Annotated in this window: 13 protein-coding genes and 1 other RNA gene; 1 reads left to right on the top strand and 13 read right to left on the bottom strand. The window is 63.1% G+C overall.

The window, feature by feature from the left end; genetic code table 11:
• Positions 1 to 11: 11 nt before the first annotated feature.
• The 11 genes from murG to rnpB all read right to left on the bottom strand — a co-directional run bounded on the left by murG (position 12) and on the right by rnpB (position 12,602).
• The gene (murG, locus tag HKD27_RS06890; RefSeq protein WP_194688987.1) at positions 12 to 1,109 is read right to left on the bottom strand and encodes an undecaprenyldiphospho-muramoylpentapeptide beta-N-acetylglucosaminyltransferase; all 1,098 of its coding nucleotides are present in this window, start codon (positions 1,107 to 1,109) and stop codon (positions 12 to 14) included.
• Entirely contained in the window at positions 1,106 to 2,299 is a 1,194-nt protein-coding gene (locus tag HKD27_RS06885; RefSeq protein WP_194688986.1) for an FtsW/RodA/SpoVE family cell cycle protein, read from the bottom strand. The genes murG and HKD27_RS06885 overlap by 4 nt, the downstream gene beginning before the upstream one ends.
• Before the next feature lie 4 nt (positions 2,300 to 2,303).
• Positions 2,304 to 3,650 carry a UDP-N-acetylmuramoyl-L-alanine--D-glutamate ligase gene (gene murD, locus HKD27_RS06880; protein ID WP_194688985.1) on the bottom strand — a complete coding sequence of 449 codons (1,347 nt, stop codon included), beginning with the start codon at positions 3,648 to 3,650 and terminating at the stop codon, positions 2,304 to 2,306.
• Positions 3,647 to 4,738, bottom strand: coding sequence for a phospho-N-acetylmuramoyl-pentapeptide-transferase (mraY, locus tag HKD27_RS06875; protein WP_011251751.1), 1,092 nt, complete (start codon positions 4,736 to 4,738; stop codon positions 3,647 to 3,649). Before mraY ends, murD begins: the two co-directional genes overlap by 4 nt.
• Positions 4,738 to 6,111, bottom strand: a complete 1,374-nt coding sequence (murF, locus tag HKD27_RS06870; protein ID WP_194688984.1) for a UDP-N-acetylmuramoyl-tripeptide--D-alanyl-D-alanine ligase — start codon at positions 6,109 to 6,111, stop codon at positions 4,738 to 4,740. The genes mraY and murF overlap by 1 nt, the downstream gene beginning before the upstream one ends.
• Positions 6,108 to 7,568 (bottom strand): UDP-N-acetylmuramoyl-L-alanyl-D-glutamate--2,6-diaminopimelate ligase, encoded by a 1,461-nt coding sequence (locus HKD27_RS06865; RefSeq protein WP_194688983.1) that lies wholly within the window; start codon positions 7,566 to 7,568, stop codon positions 6,108 to 6,110. Before HKD27_RS06865 ends, murF begins: the two co-directional genes overlap by 4 nt.
• An 8-nt stretch (positions 7,569 to 7,576) precedes the next feature.
• Positions 7,577 to 9,562: a penicillin-binding protein 2 gene (locus tag HKD27_RS06860; protein WP_062494742.1), complete on the bottom strand. Its 1,986-nt coding sequence runs from the start codon at positions 9,560 to 9,562 to the stop codon at positions 7,577 to 7,579.
• Between the two features lie 81 nt (positions 9,563 to 9,643).
• Positions 9,644 to 10,435, bottom strand: a complete 792-nt coding sequence (locus HKD27_RS06855) for a hypothetical protein (RefSeq protein ID WP_194688982.1) — start codon at positions 10,433 to 10,435, stop codon at positions 9,644 to 9,646.
• A complete protein-coding gene (rsmH, locus tag HKD27_RS06850; RefSeq protein WP_194688981.1) occupies positions 10,432 to 11,403 on the bottom strand; it encodes a 16S rRNA (cytosine(1402)-N(4))-methyltransferase RsmH in 972 nt (323 codons plus the stop codon). Before rsmH ends, HKD27_RS06855 begins: the two co-directional genes overlap by 4 nt.
• Positions 11,400 to 11,894, bottom strand: a complete 495-nt coding sequence (gene mraZ, locus HKD27_RS06845; RefSeq protein WP_011251745.1) for a division/cell wall cluster transcriptional repressor MraZ — start codon at positions 11,892 to 11,894, stop codon at positions 11,400 to 11,402. The genes rsmH and mraZ overlap by 4 nt, the downstream gene beginning before the upstream one ends.
• Positions 11,895 to 12,183: 289 nt before the next feature.
• An RNA gene (rnpB, locus tag HKD27_RS06840) (RNase P RNA component class A) lies at positions 12,184 to 12,602 on the bottom strand.
• 75 nt (positions 12,603 to 12,677) lie between these two features.
• On the opposite strand from rnpB, the gene HKD27_RS06835 reads away from it, so the two are divergent.
• Positions 12,678 to 13,673, top strand: a complete 996-nt coding sequence (locus HKD27_RS06835; RefSeq protein ID WP_194688980.1) for an alpha/beta hydrolase — start codon at positions 12,678 to 12,680, stop codon at positions 13,671 to 13,673.
• 24 nt (positions 13,674 to 13,697) lie between these two features.
• On the opposite strand, the gene HKD27_RS06830 is transcribed toward HKD27_RS06835, so the two are convergent.
• Both HKD27_RS06830 and zwf read right to left on the bottom strand, forming a co-directional pair.
• The gene (locus tag HKD27_RS06830) at positions 13,698 to 14,168 is read right to left on the bottom strand and encodes a hypothetical protein (protein WP_194264538.1); all 471 of its coding nucleotides are present in this window, start codon (positions 14,166 to 14,168) and stop codon (positions 13,698 to 13,700) included.
• 6 nt (positions 14,169 to 14,174) lie between these two features.
• On the bottom strand, positions 14,175 to 15,644 hold the full coding sequence (gene zwf / locus HKD27_RS06825; RefSeq protein WP_194688979.1) for a glucose-6-phosphate dehydrogenase: 1,470 nt from the start codon (positions 15,642 to 15,644) through the stop codon (positions 14,175 to 14,177).
• Positions 15,645 to 15,821 lie beyond the last annotated feature (177 nt).

The following is a 15,821-nucleotide window of genomic DNA, read 5'->3' as shown; positions in this document are numbered from 1 at the left end:
AAAAACAGGGATCAGGACCGCAGGGCGGATTCAATCAGATCAGCGACTTTTGCGGCAGCATGAGGGCGCGCGCACAGATGAGCGGCTTTTGCTGCGTTTTCGAGCTTTTCTGGATGGGAAAACAGGTCTGTCAGCAGAGCCGTCAGGGCAGCGGGCGTGAAATCGGGCTGTCGGATCATCCAGGCCGCACCGGCATCCACGAGCGCCTGACCATTCGCGCCCTGTTCATCGGACGCGGCGATGGGCAGCGGCACCAGAATGGACGGCAGACCGGCCATGGCTAGTTCCGCAACCGAAGAACCGCCTGCGCGTCCGATCACGAGATGGGCGTTTTTCAGACAGGCCGGAACATCCGTGAAGAAGGGGGCAGCCTCGACTTCGATCCCCGCATTTTCGTAAATGGCGCGGACGCGCTCCAGATCATCGGCCTTGATCTGCTGCGTGACTTTCAGGCGTTTGCGGAAGTCTTCGGGAAGGGCGGCCAGCGCCTGGGGCACGATGTCGGAGAACACGCGTGCGCCCAGAGACCCCCCCCAGACCAGAAGGTTGATCCTGTCTTCGGGCGGGGCATAGACATGACCAAACAGCGCTTCGATGCCCGCACGGACGGGCATGCCGGTCAGTGTCGTTTGGGCATTCTTCGGAAGCCGGGCGACCTTCGCGTAAGATGTTGCGATCAGCGGCGAAAAGCGGGACAGGAAAGCATTGGCCTGTCCGAGCACGGCATTGCCTTCATGGATGACCATCTGCGGGCGCTTTGCGGAAGGCAGAAGGCGTGACGCGGTCAGAGGCGGGATGGACGGATAGCCGCCGAAACCCACCACCGCCGCGGCATCAAGCGAAGCGAGGATACGGCGCGCGTCCATCATGCCGCGCAGCAGGGCCAGTATGCCACGGACTTTCCCGCCAACGCCTTTGCCAGCCACGCCAGCTCCGTCCAGCACATATTGCGGACGGTCTTTGAACAGGCCGGTTTCGCGGCGCCCATGTCGGGCATCGGTCATCAGGACAAGGTCGTGACCCCGTTCCGCGAGCACGGTTGCCACGGCTTCGGCCGGGAAGAAGTGTCCGCCCGTGCCACCGGCGGCGATAACGATGGGGCGGCTCACGGCGCGTTCCTCTCAAACAGTGGTCCCTGGCCGTAAGGCGCAGAGGTTCTCTGACCAATCCGGCTCTGCCCGACATGATGACGTGTCAGGGCCAGAACCATACCCATGGTCAGGGCCACCGACATTGCCGAACTGCCGCCATAGGAAATGAAGGGCAGGGTCATGCCCTTTGTCGGGATCAGATGCAATGTCGAACCCATGTTGACGAAGGCCTGAAGACCAAACCCCGTTACTAGACCCGCAGCGGAGACGATGACGAACGGATCATCCTCATGCATCAGCTTGAGCAGGGTGCGCAGGACGATGACCCCGAACAGGAGGATGATGCCGATGCACAGGATGAGGCCGTATTCTTCACCCGCGACCGCAAAGACGAAGTCGGCATGGGCGTCGGGCAGCAGATCCTTCACGCGGCCTTCACCGGGCCCCCGGCCGAGCAGGCCGCCATTTCCGAACGCCCGCAATGCGGTGTCAATCTGGTAGTGGTCACCCACATCGGGATGCAGGAAGCGCTGCACGCGGGACTGCACGTGCGGAAAGACGATATAGGCGACCGCAAAGGCTCCCGCCATGCCAGCCACGCACAGGCCGACCCAGTAGAGCTTGAGGCCATCCACGAAAAGCTGGGTCATGAAGACCATCGTGATGACGGACAGCATTCCGATGTCGGGCTGGGATTTCAGCAGGACCAGAATGACCCCGAAGCACAGGAAGGCAACCAGCATACCGGGGAACGCGATATTGCCCCACATCACGACGGAACGCCGTGCGGAAAGCAGCCAGCCGGTTACGACCGCAAAGCACGGCTTGAGGAACTCGGAAGGCTGAACCGACATCATCGGCAGCGCAATCCAGCGGCGCGCGCCCTTGATCTCCATGCCGTGCACCAGCGTCATGGCCGTAGCGCCGAGCGCTATGATGCCGCCGATGATCGCGAGTTTCTTGATGGCCTGCCGCGATAGATAGGATGTCCCAAGCACGATAGCTCCGGCCAGCGCCAGAAAGATCACCTGCTTGAGAATGAACATGTTGCGCGAAGCGCCGATACGCGAGGCGACCGCAGGACTGGCCGCCAGCATCAGCACATAGCCCAGGCCGATCAGCAGACCGACGCATGCCAGCGTCACACGGTCCAGGTTCCGCCACCAGCGGGCTACCGCAGAAGTATCGACACGGGACAGTCCCGACATGGTGTCAATCCTCCTGTTTCTGCGTGGGGTTGGTGCCCGAATGGCCTGATTTTACGATATTATCGCAAATCTGAAGGAAGTGTGAACCTCGATCCTCGAAACTGCGAAATTGATCGAAACTTGCACAGGCCGGTGACAGTAGGACGACGGGAATGTTTTCGTTGAGAGCGGCCTGAAAAGCGGCCGGAACAGCCTTTTTCAGCGTTCCGCACTGCTGGAAGGGTACGCCATGCGTTTCCAGCGTCGCGGCCAGGATATCCGCGTCCTGTCCGATCAGGAAAGCCTGCGCGATGCGACCGAAAAAGGGCGCGAGACTTTCGATGCCACCCGCTTTTGCAACGCCGCCTGCAATCCACATGACTTTGTCATAGGCGGCGAGCGCCTTGGACACGGCCTCGGCGTTCGTGGCCTTGCTGTCGTTGATGAAAGAGACGCCATCGCATTCCGCGACTTTCTGCAGGCGATGTTCCAGACCGGGAAAGGATTTTAGGCCGGTCCGGATTGCCACATCATCAAGGCCGAGATGGCGTGCAATGGCCAGGGCCGCGCCGACATTCTGGGCATTGTGCCGTCCGGGAAGGGCCGGGCCGTCGTAAGGTGGCAGGGCGTCTGCGTCCAGTTCAACGACCTGTACGCCGCGCGATGCGACCTGTGAGGCGATGGCGGGGCACCAGTCATCGTCCATGCCGATCACGGCCAGATCGTCCGGGCCCATATTGTCGAAGACATGGGCCTTGGCGGCGGCGTAGCCTTTCATGTCGCCATGCCGGTCCAGATGGTCGGGGGTCAGGTTCAGCAGGCAGGCGGCGTTCGCGTGGAAGCGATCCAGCCGTTCGAGCATGTAGGACGACATTTCGATGACGTAGACGCCGTCATCGGGCAGGAGCGGCAATGCCAGCGATGCCGTGCCGAGATTGCCACCTGCCGCGCAAGGGCGCCCGGCCGTTGTAAAAAGATGGGCGATCAGCGCTGTCGTCGTCGATTTCCCGTTCGTTCCCGTGACGGCAACGAAGGCGGCTTTCGAGCCGGATTTTCGGACGACGCGGTACAGGATCTCGGCATCGGACAGGATCTGGATTCCCTGTGCCCGGGCAAGGTCCGCGACGGGATGAGCCTTGGGCAGCAGATGGGGAATGCCGGGGGACAGGATGAGGGCCGTCATGCTGGACAGATCGGTCAGGGGGGCGACTGTCAGGTTCGATTGCGCCGGAAGATCGGCATTGCGGTCATCCCAGGCCTGAACCTCTGCACCCATCCCGAGCAGCGCCTGCACAACGGCTGTGCCATTGCGCCCCAGACCGCAGACGGCATAGCGCTCGCCTGCGAGGAGGTTGGACGGAAAGCCGCTCATCGCAGTTTCAGCGTCGCCAGACCGCACAGGCCCAGCACGATGGAGACGATCCAGAACCGGATCACGATCTTCGGCTCCTGCCATCCTTTTTTCTCGAAATGGTGGTGCAACGGTGCCATCAGGAACACGCGCCGGCCCGTCCGCTTGAACCAGAAGATCTGGATCACGACGGACAGGGTTTCGGCAACGAAGACGCCGCCCACGATGCACAGGACGAGTTCATGCTTGGTGGCAACGGCCACGGCTCCGAGAGCGCCGCCGAGGGACAGGGATCCGGTATCACCCATGAAGACGGCGGCCGGCGGGGCGTTGAACCATAGGAACCCGAGACCCGCGCCAATCAGGGCCGCACAGAAAACCGCGAGTTCGCCCGTGCCGGGAACTGGATGGAGCTGCAGGTAATCGGCGAAGACGTGGTTGCCGACCAGATAGGAAATCAGCGCGAAGACCAGTGCGGCGATCACGACCGGGACGATAGCGAGGCCATCCAGACCATCCGTGAAGTTCACGGCGTTGCCGAAGCCGGTGATGGTGATCATCGCAAAGATCGGGAAGGCATAGCCCAGCGGAAGCAGCACGTCCTTGACGAACGGAAAGGCGACCATGTTGCGCAGTTCAGGCGGGGTCAGGGACTGGAGCCAGATGCCTGCGATCAGCGACGCCAGAAACTCGCAGCCCAGCCGGGTGCGCTTGGACACGCCGGTCGTGTTGCGTTTGGAGAGCTTCAGGTAGTCATCGGCAAAACCGACGGCCCCGAAGGCTGCCGTCGTCAGCATGACCGCCCAGACAAATCCGTTCGTCAGATCGGCCCAGAGCAGCGTGGCTGAGAACAGCGCAATCAGGATCAGCATGCCGCCCATCGTGGGGGTGCCAGCTTTTTCCAGAATGTGCCGCTCGGGGCCAACGGTGCGAATTGGCTGGCCTTCGCGCTGGATGCGCTTGAGCTGCGCGATGAAGGGGTTGCCCAGTGCCAGCGAGATGACCAGCGCCGTCAGGCAGGCGCAGCCCGAACGGAACGTCAGGTAATGGAACAGGTTGAAGAACCCGCCATGGGACGTGTCATGGGCGGCGATGAGATTGAAAAGCATCAGGCAGAAACCGGGCTGGAAGCGTTGTCGAGGACTGAGATCACGTCACGCATCCGGCTGCCGAAGCTGCCTTTCACGAGCAGGAGATCACCGGGGCGAAGGGCTTTGAGGAGCAGCGGGGCCAGAGACGCGGCATCAGCGGCGTATCCGCCCTGAAGCTCGGACGGAAGCGCGTCGTAGAGCGCGCGCATGTGGGGGCCGCAGCAGAAGGTAATGGCTTTGGCGTTCTGAACGGCGTCTGCCAGCGAACGGTGTTCGGCATCGGCGAAGGTGCCGAGTTCGCGGATGTCCCCGAGGGCCGCGATGTGCCGCTGGGCCGGAAGCAGTGCGAGGGTCGCCAGTGCCGCGCGGACGCTGGGCGTGGACGCGTTATAGCTTTCGTCCAGAAGGCGCACGTCGTTCAGGATCGTGCGCATCTGTCCCCGTCCGGCACCCGGCACGAAGTTCTGCAATGCGAGGGCGGCAACGGCGACGTCTTCGCCCAATGCGGCAACCGCGCCGAGAGCCAGGGCCGCGTTGCGGGCCAGATGCTCTCCCGGCGCCGTCAGCGTCACGTTCTGAACGCCAGATGGAAGATGCAGCGTAAAATGGCTGCCTTCTGCCGAGCAGTGCAGATTTTCGATCCGGAGCTGTGCCGTCTCGGAGAAGCCCGAACGCCACAGCGTACATCCTGCGGGTAGGGCTGTCTGGAAATGCTCCTGACCGGCTGCGTCGTCGGGGACGATGGCGCTCCCCTTGTCCGCAAGCGCGCCGAACAGGTCGGATTTTTCCTGCGCAATCGCCTCGATGCTGCCCATATGGCCGAGATGCGCTGTGCCGATCGTGGTGATGATGGCCACATCGGGCCGGACCTGAGCGGCGAGGGGGGCAATTTCCCCGACATGGTTCATGCCGATCTCGCTGATGCAGAACCGGGCGTCCTGCGGCAGGCGTGCCAGTGTCAGGGGCACGCCCCAGTGATTGTTGTAGGAGGCGACGGCGGCGTGCGTCGGGCCGATGGCGGACAGCGCAACTTTCAGCATGTCTTTGGTCGTCGTCTTGCCGACACTTCCCGTGATGGCAACGACTTTTCTGCGAAAACGCGCGCGCGCATAGCGACCCAGATCTACTAGGGCGGTCATGGTGTCGGGGACGATCAGAAGGCGCGGATCGTCCAGATCAGCCGTGTCATGCACAAGCGCGCAGGCTGCGCCTTTATCCAGAGCCTGCCGGACATGGGCGTGACCGTCGCTCGTCTCGCCTCGCAGCGCGATGAACAGGTCGCCCGGGGCCAACGTTCGGGTGTCGATCGAGATGCCGGTGACCTGAACGTCCGCGTTCAGTGTTCCGCCTGTCGCGGCCCGAAGATCCGCACTGTTCCACAGAACGTTCATGCCACACCTGCCAGTTCACGGGTGACGATACGGTCATCGAAGGGCAGGATGTCCGTGCCGACGATCTGGCCCTGCTCATGTCCCTTGCCGGCCACGACAAGGATATCGCCGGGCTTCAGGGCCTCAAGTCCCGCTGCGATAGCGCTGCGACGGTCCGCGATTTCGAGTGCGTCCGGGCATGCCGCCAGGATTTCGGAGCGGATGGAAGCGGGCTCTTCCGTGCGGGGATTGTCGTCCGTCACGATCGCCAGATCCGCCATTCGCGCGGCAACTGCACCCATGAGCGGGCGCTTGCCGCGGTCACGGTCGCCGCCCGCGCCGAAGACCACGACCAGACGCCCTGCCGTATGCGGGCGCAGGCTGGACAGGACGCAGTCGAGCGCATCGGGGGTGTGGGCATAATCGACATAGGCGGCGGCCCCATTGGGCAACGCAACGGCCCGCTCACACCGGCCGTGTACACCCGTCAGGCGCGGCAGAAGGGCCACAACCTGTCCGGCATCGGCGTCATCTTTCCAGCACATGGCAGCCGCCAGCATCACGTTGTCAGCCTGAAAGCGCCCGGGCAGCGAAAGGGAGATTTCGGGCAGTTCCTCGCCATGCAGGGCGAGACGCAGGATCTGCCCTGACGGCGTGGGACGGGCTTCGATCAGTCGCAGCGTGGTGCCATTGCGCCCGACGTTGCGGAGTTTGAGGCTTCGACGGGCTGCAATGTGCTGAAGGGCGGAGAAGGTCTCGCCGTCCATATCTGCATTGACCGCCGCGATGCCCCCCGTGGGAAGCACCTCGTCAAACAGGCGCAGTTTTGCGGCGCGATAGGCTTCCAGGGTCAGATGATAATCCAGATGGTCGCGCGTCAGATTGGAGAAACCGGCCGCCGTCAGTGTGACGCCGTCCAGCCGGTGCTGCTCCAGTCCGTGCGACGAGGCTTCAAGGGCGACATGCTCCACGTCGTTGCGGGCCAGCGCGGCGAGTGTCTGGGACAGCGATACGGGGTCCGGTGTGGTCAGGCTTGGTGGAGCCGGGACATCCGTATCGGAAATGAGGCCCAGCGTTCCAAGGCTTGCCGCCCTGTTTCCCTGAAGAATCCAGAGCTGGCGCAGGAAATCGGCCGTGCTGCTTTTACCGTTCGTGCCGGTGATCGCCGCGATGCAGGAGGGCTGCGGACCGGCAAGCGCGGACGCCATACAGGCGAGCAGATGCTTGGCATCGGGCCGTACGATCACGGGAACTGCGCTATCGGGGCCCGCAGTTTCCTGATCCACGATCACGGCTGCGGCCCCTTGCGATACGGCCTGCGGGATGAAGACGCTTCCGTCCTGTTTCGCGCCGCGCAGGGCAAAGAAGAGCATCCCCGGCTCGGCCCGGCGGCTGTCGGCGGTCACGGCCAGAATGTCGGGATCGTCTGTCAGGGACTGGGACGTGCCGCAAAGGGCGAAGAGCTGGGAGAGGCGCATCAAACGGTTCAGTGCTGTGTTCTGGAGGGCTGGGTCTTGGAAGAGCGGGCCTGATTACGCGGATCGCCCGGATCGTTGCCGGGACCGAGGGCGCGGTATCCTGCGGGAACGGGCGGGTTCATCGGAATGGCCAGAGACGCGTCGATCGCATCTTTGTTTGCCAGATCCGGGAACTGGTTCAGGATCGGGCCGACACGCGAAATGATCTTCTTGACGGTCGGCGCAGCGTTCCAGGCGGCTGTCGTCCAGCCATGCGTCGCGGCCGTGCCCTGCGGACTGTCGAGCATCACATAGACGGCGTAATGCGGGTTGTTCATCGGGAACACGCTGGTGAAGGCCGAGACGTTGACGTGTTTCAGGTAGCCACCGTGCGCGCCGATCTTTTCTGCCGTGCCGGTCTTGCCGCCGACATAATAGCCCGGCACTTCGGCGGACTTGCCGCTGCCCATCGTGACGTCGAGGCGCAGCAGTTTACGCAGAAGCGCTGAGGTCTGCTCGGACAGGACGCGCGTGCCCACGGGCGTTTCGGCTCCGATCTCGTCACTGTCCGCACCCGGTCGATAGGCCACGGGCCGGACCTGTGCCGCATCGGCGTCGGGCGCAGGCTTGCTGTCGTCCTCGGTATCGCGTGCCACGAGGGTGGGCTTGAGCAGGATACCGCCGTTCACCGTCGCTGCCGTGCCGCGCACGATGGCCAGCGGCGGTTCGGCAACACCGTGACCAAACCCGACCGTCATGACCGTGGAAATGCCCCAGTTGCGCGAGGCGGGAACGAGCGGGCGTCCGGCTTCAGGCAGTTCGACCGGAACGCGGTTGAAAAAGCCCATGTTCCGCAGCCAGTCCTGCTGACGCGTCGCACCCACATCAAGCGCGATATGCGCCGCCGCCGGGTTGGACGAATAGGCCAGAACGCCGGGCAGGGAGAGCCATGGGGCGAAATGGTCGGTCTTCATGTCGCGGATGGTGAAGCGGCCGACCCGGATCGGAATGGTTGAGAAGCGGTCCCAAGGGTGGATGATTCCGAGTTGCAGGCCCATCGCCGCAGTCTGGAGCTTGAAGGTCGAACCCGGCTCGTACATGCCGGTGACGGCACGGTTGAAGCGGGCGTCGTTGGGCGCGTGGCCGAAATCATTGGCATCGTAATCGGGCAGGCTGACCATGGCCAGGATCTCGCCCGTGCGGACATCCATGACGATCGCGCTGGCTCCGATGGCCGAGAACTCGTCCTTTGCAGCCTGAAGCTCATCATGCGCCACGGTCTGCACGCGCACGTCCAGTGACAGGCGCAGCGGCGACTTGTCGGAGTTCAGGCGCTTGTCGAAATACCGCTCCACACCTGCAATGCCGTGATCGTCGATATCGACGCTGCCCATAATCTGCGCGGCCGTGCGGCCCAGCGGATAGTGGCGGCGTTCGCCGGCTTCGAAATAAATGCCCGGGATGCCCAGATTGTTGATGGCAATTTCCTGGACGGGCGAAATGTCACGCGCCAGATAAACGAACTGTTTTTTTAGCGACAGGCGCCGGATCGTCTCGTCGCGGTCAAGCTGCGGCAACACTTTCCGGAGCTTGTCGGCGGCATCCGCCGGGTCGATCAGCTCCATCGGGTTGGCATAGACCTGCGCGACAGGTAGCGAGAGGGCCAGAGCCTGACCCGTGCGATCGGTAATGGTCGCGCGCTTGACGGTGGGCAGGACGAAATCGCCCGACATTTCCCCGCGCGGATCGCTCTTGGGGATTTCCGGAACCTGCGGCGCGATCTGGCGCTTTTCCGGCTCCATCGGCATCAGGACGGTGGCGACGGTCGCCTTGAGCGCCACGGCGCCATAAATCGCAAGAAACCCCATCCCGACGCCGAGCAGTCGCCCGTGCATCTGGTCAAGATTCAGCCTGCGGAACCCCCGCGGCGGCGCGCTCTTCCGGGAACGCCCTGACGGCACATCCGGACGCTCGGGGCGCTGCGAACCGGAAGAAGGTGGCACGTCCTGGGGCATCGTGCGGGGGTGCGTCCTGTTGAAGGGCTCGCCCTAAGCTATCCGAGAATGCTGAACGAGCGGTTAACGATGAGAAGGCTTTCAGTTAGCCAACGGCACCGGCGCGGGCAATGCGTCATTCGCATTTCCCAGAGCGGAAAGCTGGGTGTGATGCGTGCGGGGCGGCTCTTCGGCCAGACGGGTCGAGGCTGCGCTATGGCTGACATGTACGGTCTGGGGGTGCCAGGCCGCAACCATCAGCGGGGCAGGATGGCTCTCACGATAGTTGACCAGTCGGACGCTGGGCGCGCTGTCGGCATGGGCGTGAACCGGCGTCGAAACTGTACGCGGTGCAGCGGACGCGATCTGGGTGTCCGCGCTGCGGGCATGGGAGGCATGCGCCGGGATAGTGGCCGGCTTCGGTGTTGCGGCGGGGTGCGATGCCATGGCTACAGCCACTGGGCGCGGAGCCGGGATCGGCTGGGAGGGGGCAGGAGCATGTACGACAGTCTGCGGAGCGGGCAGGGGCAGATGAGCGGCTTCGGCCGCACGGTTCACGACCTCATGCAGTTCCTCGCGCGGATCGGCCGGCTGCGCTTTCGAACCCGGAGCGGGAAGGCGCGCTTCGAGCGAGGCCATACGGATGAACTGGTCCGGTTCCATCGGATGCAGGGCGGGAACAAAGCGGGCCGCCAGGGTTTTCAGGCGGTCAGGCTGGTTCAGCAGGGCCCATTCCGTACGGAGCATGGCGGTCTGGCCACGCACGCGCTGCGTCTCCTGCACGATCTTCGTGATCTTCTGGTCCAGAACCGTGGTCTCATGCTTCTTGGTATAGAGAAACAGACCAGATCCTGCGGCGAGGACAGCGCAGGCGACGGTGAAGGGCCGGATCATGAGGGCATTCCTGAGACGGGCATCTTGGGGGCGGGGTTGCGAACCAGTGCACGTAGACGGGCGCTGCGGGCGCGGGGGTTTTCCCGGGATTCCTCATCCGTGGCGGAGAGGGGACGGGAATAAAGAAGGGAAAAAGCCGGTGCTTCCTGACGAAGCGGCGCCGGTTCGTAACGGGAAGGATTTCCCGTCCTGCCTGCAAGGACGGCCATGGCACGTTTCGCCAGGCGATCTTCCAGGGAATGGAATGTTACGACCACGAAAATGCCGCCGGGAGCCAGAAGGCGCGGCGCGGCTTCCAGCGCCCGCTCCAGTTCGCCAAGTTCGTCGTTCACGGCAATCCGCAGACCCTGGAAGCTGCGGGTGGCCGGATCGATATTGGCGCGGTCGCGGGGGACGCAGCAGCGGATGATATGCGCGAGCTGGCCGGTTGTCGTGATCGGGGCCTCGGCGCGGGCAGCCACGATGGCGCGCGCGATGCGACGGGAGAGCTTTTCCTCACCATAGCGGTACAGGATGTCCGCGAGCTCGGCTTCCTTGCATGTATTGACCAGATCAGCCGCCGAGGGGCCCTCCGAGCCCATCCGCATGTCCAGCGGGCCGTCATTGCGGAACGAGAAACCACGCTCGGCCTGATCGATCTGGAAGGAGGAGACGCCCAGATCCAGCACGATGCCGTCAAACGGACCTTCCGCTCCGACCAGGGCTTCCATGTCGCCAAACGTGCCCTGATGCATCCGCAACCGCCCGTTGGCCTGAACAGCCATGGCGTTTCCGCGCTCGATGGCAGCAGGGTCGCGGTCGATGGCATCGAGCGTGCAGTCAGCCGCATTCAGGATGGCGCGGGCATAGCCGCCACCACCGAACGTGCCGTCCAGATAGCGTCCGCCAGCACGCGGGGAGAGCGCTTCGAGAACCTCGTGCAGCATGACCGGAACATGGCCGGAATGGACCAGGGTAATCGCGTTCATTCCGCTGCTCCCGCTGTATTGCCGGCGGCAGGCGCGCTGGCGGGGCGGCGGCTGGTTGCGAGGGTTCTGGCACGGCTGCGGGCGGCCTGACGCCGTTCTGCCGCAGCTTCGGGGTTCCAGATCTGGAATGTGCGGCCAAGCCCCATGAAGGAAACTTCGTCGGTCAGGGCTGCGTGGGTGCGCAGGTTTTCGGGAAGAATGATGCGGCCTTCCTTGTCGCTGTCCAGCGGATAGGCATCCGCATAGAGGCTGGCGGCCAGATCTTCATGATCTTCCGAAAAGGGATCGTATTCGTCGAGCGGTGTCGCAAGCGACGCGAAAGCGCCGACCGTCCAGCCTTCGATGCAGGGATGGAGATGGGACGGACGCAGAATGACCAGTGGATCTCCCGGCTGAGCCTGTGATTTCAGGGCGGCGCGGAAAGATGCGGGAATGGAGACACGTCCCTTGGCATCGAAACGGTTCTGATGCGTGCCGAGGAACATGCTCATGGATGATGTGCCTCCTTCCTGCGTCAGAACCGGTCATGCGGTTGCTGGTTATTTGGCTTGGTCTTGACTGGGATATCATGGGATTTCATGGGACGTCAAACAGATATCGTCCGAAAACCGCAGAAAACTGCGACATTTTCAAAATCTGAAATGTGACGGAATTTTTTTGCTTTTTGTTAGGGATTATCAGGGATAATCGCGAAGGCGGATCTATACCTGCCGTTATTTGTTCTTTTTTTGTTCTTATCCGGAAAGGGGAACAATTACTGGAAGAACGGATTTTTTCAGAGGGGCCAGACGGCCTGTAAGCCGGGTTCTGTCCGCCCGAAAGCGGGACGATCATTCCTCTGGGACCTGCATTGCTGCAGGCCTCACGCAACCAACCCGAACGACGGGGCGAGAAACCCCCGGTCTCCTTGCGGAAACCTGCCGTTCCTATTCGGTCTTGCTCCCGGTAGGGTTTACCATGACCATCGCCGTTGCCGGAGATGCGGTGCGCTCTTGCCACACCGTTTCGCCCTTACCCGCAACATGTTCCCCCGCGAATGAACGCATGAGGCACAGTCCGGCGGGCGGTCTGTTTTCTGTGGCACTGTCCCTGGGGTCGCCCCCGCCGGCAATTAACCGGTACCGTCTTCCCATGGAGCCCGGACTTTCCTCCCTGTATGCGATCCTCATCGCACACACAGCGATCGTCCAGCCGTCTGGCGGCGCAGACACTGCTCCGGGACGCCTGCGGGGTCAAGGGCAGACTTTTGGGCATGATCCCGGCATAATGGTGAAATGCGCCCGACCCTGACATTACGGATCTTCCTGTCCTGGCTGGCCTGGCAGAGCCGCAGACGTGGCGTTACGCCGCGTATGATCGCCCTGGACGAAATACCGCCCATTCCCGCTGCGCCGCCTCCCGCGCCGATCCTGAAGCAGATCCGGCGTGTCACGGGGCGCCCGAGTTTTCCTGTGGCCCTGTCCTCACTGCGGATCCGCCGATGGCGTGAGATCCGTGTGCCCGGAGCCGATGGCTTCCGCACCGCCCGCCTGTATCGGCCGCGCGGAAAGGTCCGGGGGGTCGTTCTCTTTTTGCACGGGGGCGGATTCGTTCATTGCGATCTGGTGTCCCATCACGGGATCTGCTGCCGCCTTGCGGCCGCGTCCGGCGCGATGGTGGTTTCGCTGGATTACCGTCTCGCGCCCGAGCACCGCTTTCCGGCAGGGCTTGAAGATGCCAAGGCGGCGCTGGACTGGATTTTCCGGACCGTTGGCGAGGATGTGCCAGTCGCGGTTGTGGGAGACAGTGCAGGGGGCAACATGTCCGCAGCGCTCACGCAATGGGTGCGGGAGGAGGGACTGCGTCCGCTGAGCGCGCAGCTTCTTTATTACCCTGCTCTGAGCGGCCCGTTCGTTCCGCCTTCACGTCAGGCCTATGCCGAGGGCTACATGCTGAGCGCGGAGCTTCTGTACTGGTATTGCGGCCAGACGCTGCGCAGCCCCGAGCAGCTTTTCGATCCGGCATTTTCGCCCCTTCTGGCGGATGACTTCCAGGACCTTCCGCCGGCCATGATCGTGACCGCGGGTTTTGATCCGCTCAGGGGAGAGGGCGAGCTCTACGCCCGATGTCTCGATGAGGCAGGCGCGCCGGTTCGACTGAAGAACTTTCCGCGCATGATTCATGGTTTCCTGAACGGCTATGCGCTGTTCCGGGACGGGCGTCAGGCGTTGCGGGAAGGGGGATTGTTCCTGCGCGAAGTCTTTGCACAGAAAAACGGCGGAGCCTGCTGACAGCCTCCGCCTTCTTGAAGTGTCTTAAAGAGGCAGGTCGTGGAACGCGCCGGGCGTTCCCGCATCTGTCTGTACTGTTCGCTCCGAGCGGTTGATCTTCAGGCTGAACAGCTTGTCCGCCGAAGGTGTCGTGCCGGGGCAGCCATTGCCGTGCCGCCCCAGGACATCCATCGTCGGCGTATTGTCTGCCGCGTTGCCATTGACCACGAAAACGAGGCAGTTGCGCGGCAGGTCCGTCAGGTTGTCTTTCACGACTGCCAGACGGAGATGCTCCACCAGGGCTGTGTTGTCGAACCAGCTCAGCTTACTGAACGTGATCTTGTCGTAGGACATGTCCAGCAGGCCGGTCCGGACCGCGATGAACATCAGCAGAAAGGCCGGGATGACGACCAGAAGCCGCCGCAGCAGAAGCTGTTTGAAGCTGCGGGGCTGCCGGCGCGTGCCCCGGCCCGGAGTGCGACCCAGGCGGGGCGTTGCGCTTTTATCATCGCTCAAATGCGGTTACTCCGAGGCTTCATGCCAGGTGTCGCCATGGCTGGCGAGCAGTTGTGTCGCCTGTTCCGGCCCATAGGAACCCGCACTGTAGGTCTGCATGGGCGCCTTGTCATGCTTCCAGGCGTCGAGGATGGGCTCGGCCCAGCGCCATGCGGCCTCGACCTCGTCACGGCGGATGAACAGCACCGGATCACCCCGCACGGCATCCAGAAGAAGTCGCTCATAGGAATCCGGGAAGGGCAGGCCGCCTTCCATGCGGATGGAGGTATCAAGATCCGCCGTCCGCAGGTTGAAGACATCCAGCGCGGGGTTCTTGACGTTCAGGCGCAGGTCCACGCCTTCGTTGGGCTGGATGCGCAGGACCAGCCTGTTGCTGGCGGGGGGGGCGCCGAACATGGTGGTCGCGGCCGGGCGGAACGTCACGACGATCTCGCTGACCTTCTTGCCGGAACGCTTGGCCGTGCGGATGTAGAACGGCACGTTCTTCCAGCGCGGCGTGTCAACCCAGGCGCGGATTGCGGCATAGGTTTCCGTCGCGCTGGGCTTGCCGAGCTCTTCAAGATAGCCCGGAACATTCTCGCCATCGACCACGCCTGCCGTGTACTGCGCACGCACCGTCTCGGTGGCGGCTGTGGCATCCGTGATGGGGCGCAGGGCGTTCAGGACGGCCAGCTTGGCGTTGCGGACGGCATCGGCCTCAAGGGAATCGGGAGCTTCCATCGCGACCAGACACAGTACCTGAAGCAGGTGGTTCTGGATCATATCGCGAAGCGCGCCGGACGTGTCGTAATAGGCCGCGCGGCCTTCGACGCCCACAGTCTCGACCGCCGTGATCTGCACGCTCTCGATATGCTCGCCGGACCAGGCGGCGTTCATGAGCGGGTTTGCAAATCGCAGGGCGAGGACGTTCTGGACCGTCTCTTTCCCGAGATAATGATCGATCCGGTAGATCTGCTTTTCCGGAAAATACTGGCCGACCCCGTCATTGATGGCGGTGGCGGTGGCCATGTTCGTGCCGATCGGCTTTTCGAGAACGACCCGCGACGTGGGGGTGATCAGCCCGTAGCGGTTCAGGTTCTCGCAGATGCTGCCGTAAAGCTGCGGTGCGGTTGCGAAATAATAGACCCGCACCCGGTCAGGCTGCGCCTTGGCCAGCAGGGACTTCAGGGCGTCCCACTGAGGGCCCTCGCGACTGCTGTCCAGCGTCACGTAATCGAGACGGGCGAGGAAACGCTCGACCAGTCCCGGGCTCAGGATGTCTGAAGGAAGGAAACGCTCAAGGGCATCTCGGGCCCGCGCGACATAGGCCTCCCGGTCCAGCTCCGTACGGGCGGCTCCGATGATGCACGCATCATCTGGAATCTGACCCATCCGGAGACGGTTGTAGAGCGCGGGCAGCAGCTTGCGCATCGTGAGATCGCCAGTGGCGCCGAAGATGACATAGTCGAAAGGCTCGACCTGCTGGAAATGTTCCATGGAAGACTCTCTGACCTCTCGAACCCGCAGACCGGGAAAAAAGGGTTAGGGTTCAGGCCTTTTCAGGCACCGTCTAGTTCCCTGTCACGGGCCTTCCTGTCAAGGGACAGGCTCTGCACGACCTCGGGAGAAAATCTTCGTCATCTTCACGCGTTCATGAAACGTGCACATAATTCC

The organism is Gluconobacter sp. R75690 (genome assembly GCF_015244525.1).
GTDB lineage: Bacteria > Pseudomonadota > Alphaproteobacteria > Acetobacterales > Acetobacteraceae > Gluconobacter > Gluconobacter potus.
The sequence above is the reverse complement of the archived record's forward strand: the minus strand, read 5'-3'. Positions and strand labels throughout refer to the sequence as shown.

What these genes read in the sequence shown, in the direction of transcription:
- HKD27_RS06885 (WP_194688986.1), bottom strand. Translation starts at nt 2,299, where the DNA reads ATGTCGGGACTGTCCCGTGTCGATACTTCTGCGGTAGCCCGCTGGTGG.
- murD (WP_194688985.1), bottom strand. Translation starts at nt 3,650, where the DNA reads ATGAGCGGCTTTCCGTCCAACCTCCTCGCAGGCGAGCGCTATGCCGTC.
- mraY (WP_011251751.1), bottom strand. Translation starts at nt 4,738, where the DNA reads ATGCTTTTCAATCTCATCGCCGCCCATGACACGTCCCATGGCGGGTTC.
- murF (WP_194688984.1), bottom strand. Translation starts at nt 6,111, where the DNA reads ATGAACGTTCTGTGGAACAGTGCGGATCTTCGGGCCGCGACAGGCGGA.
- HKD27_RS06865 (WP_194688983.1), bottom strand. Translation starts at nt 7,568, where the DNA reads ATGCGCCTCTCCCAGCTCTTCGCCCTTTGCGGCACGTCCCAGTCCCTG.
- HKD27_RS06860 (WP_062494742.1), bottom strand. Translation starts at nt 9,562, where the DNA reads ATGCCCCAGGACGTGCCACCTTCTTCCGGTTCGCAGCGCCCCGAGCGT.
- HKD27_RS06855 (WP_194688982.1), bottom strand. Translation starts at nt 10,435, where the DNA reads ATGATCCGGCCCTTCACCGTCGCCTGCGCTGTCCTCGCCGCAGGATCT.
- rsmH (WP_194688981.1), bottom strand. Translation starts at nt 11,403, where the DNA reads ATGAACGCGATTACCCTGGTCCATTCCGGCCATGTTCCGGTCATGCTG.
- mraZ (WP_011251745.1), bottom strand. Translation starts at nt 11,894, where the DNA reads ATGAGCATGTTCCTCGGCACGCATCAGAACCGTTTCGATGCCAAGGGA.
- HKD27_RS06835 (WP_194688980.1), top strand. Translation starts at nt 12,678, where the DNA reads ATGCGCCCGACCCTGACATTACGGATCTTCCTGTCCTGGCTGGCCTGG.
- zwf (WP_194688979.1), bottom strand. Translation starts at nt 15,644, where the DNA reads ATGGAACATTTCCAGCAGGTCGAGCCTTTCGACTATGTCATCTTCGGC.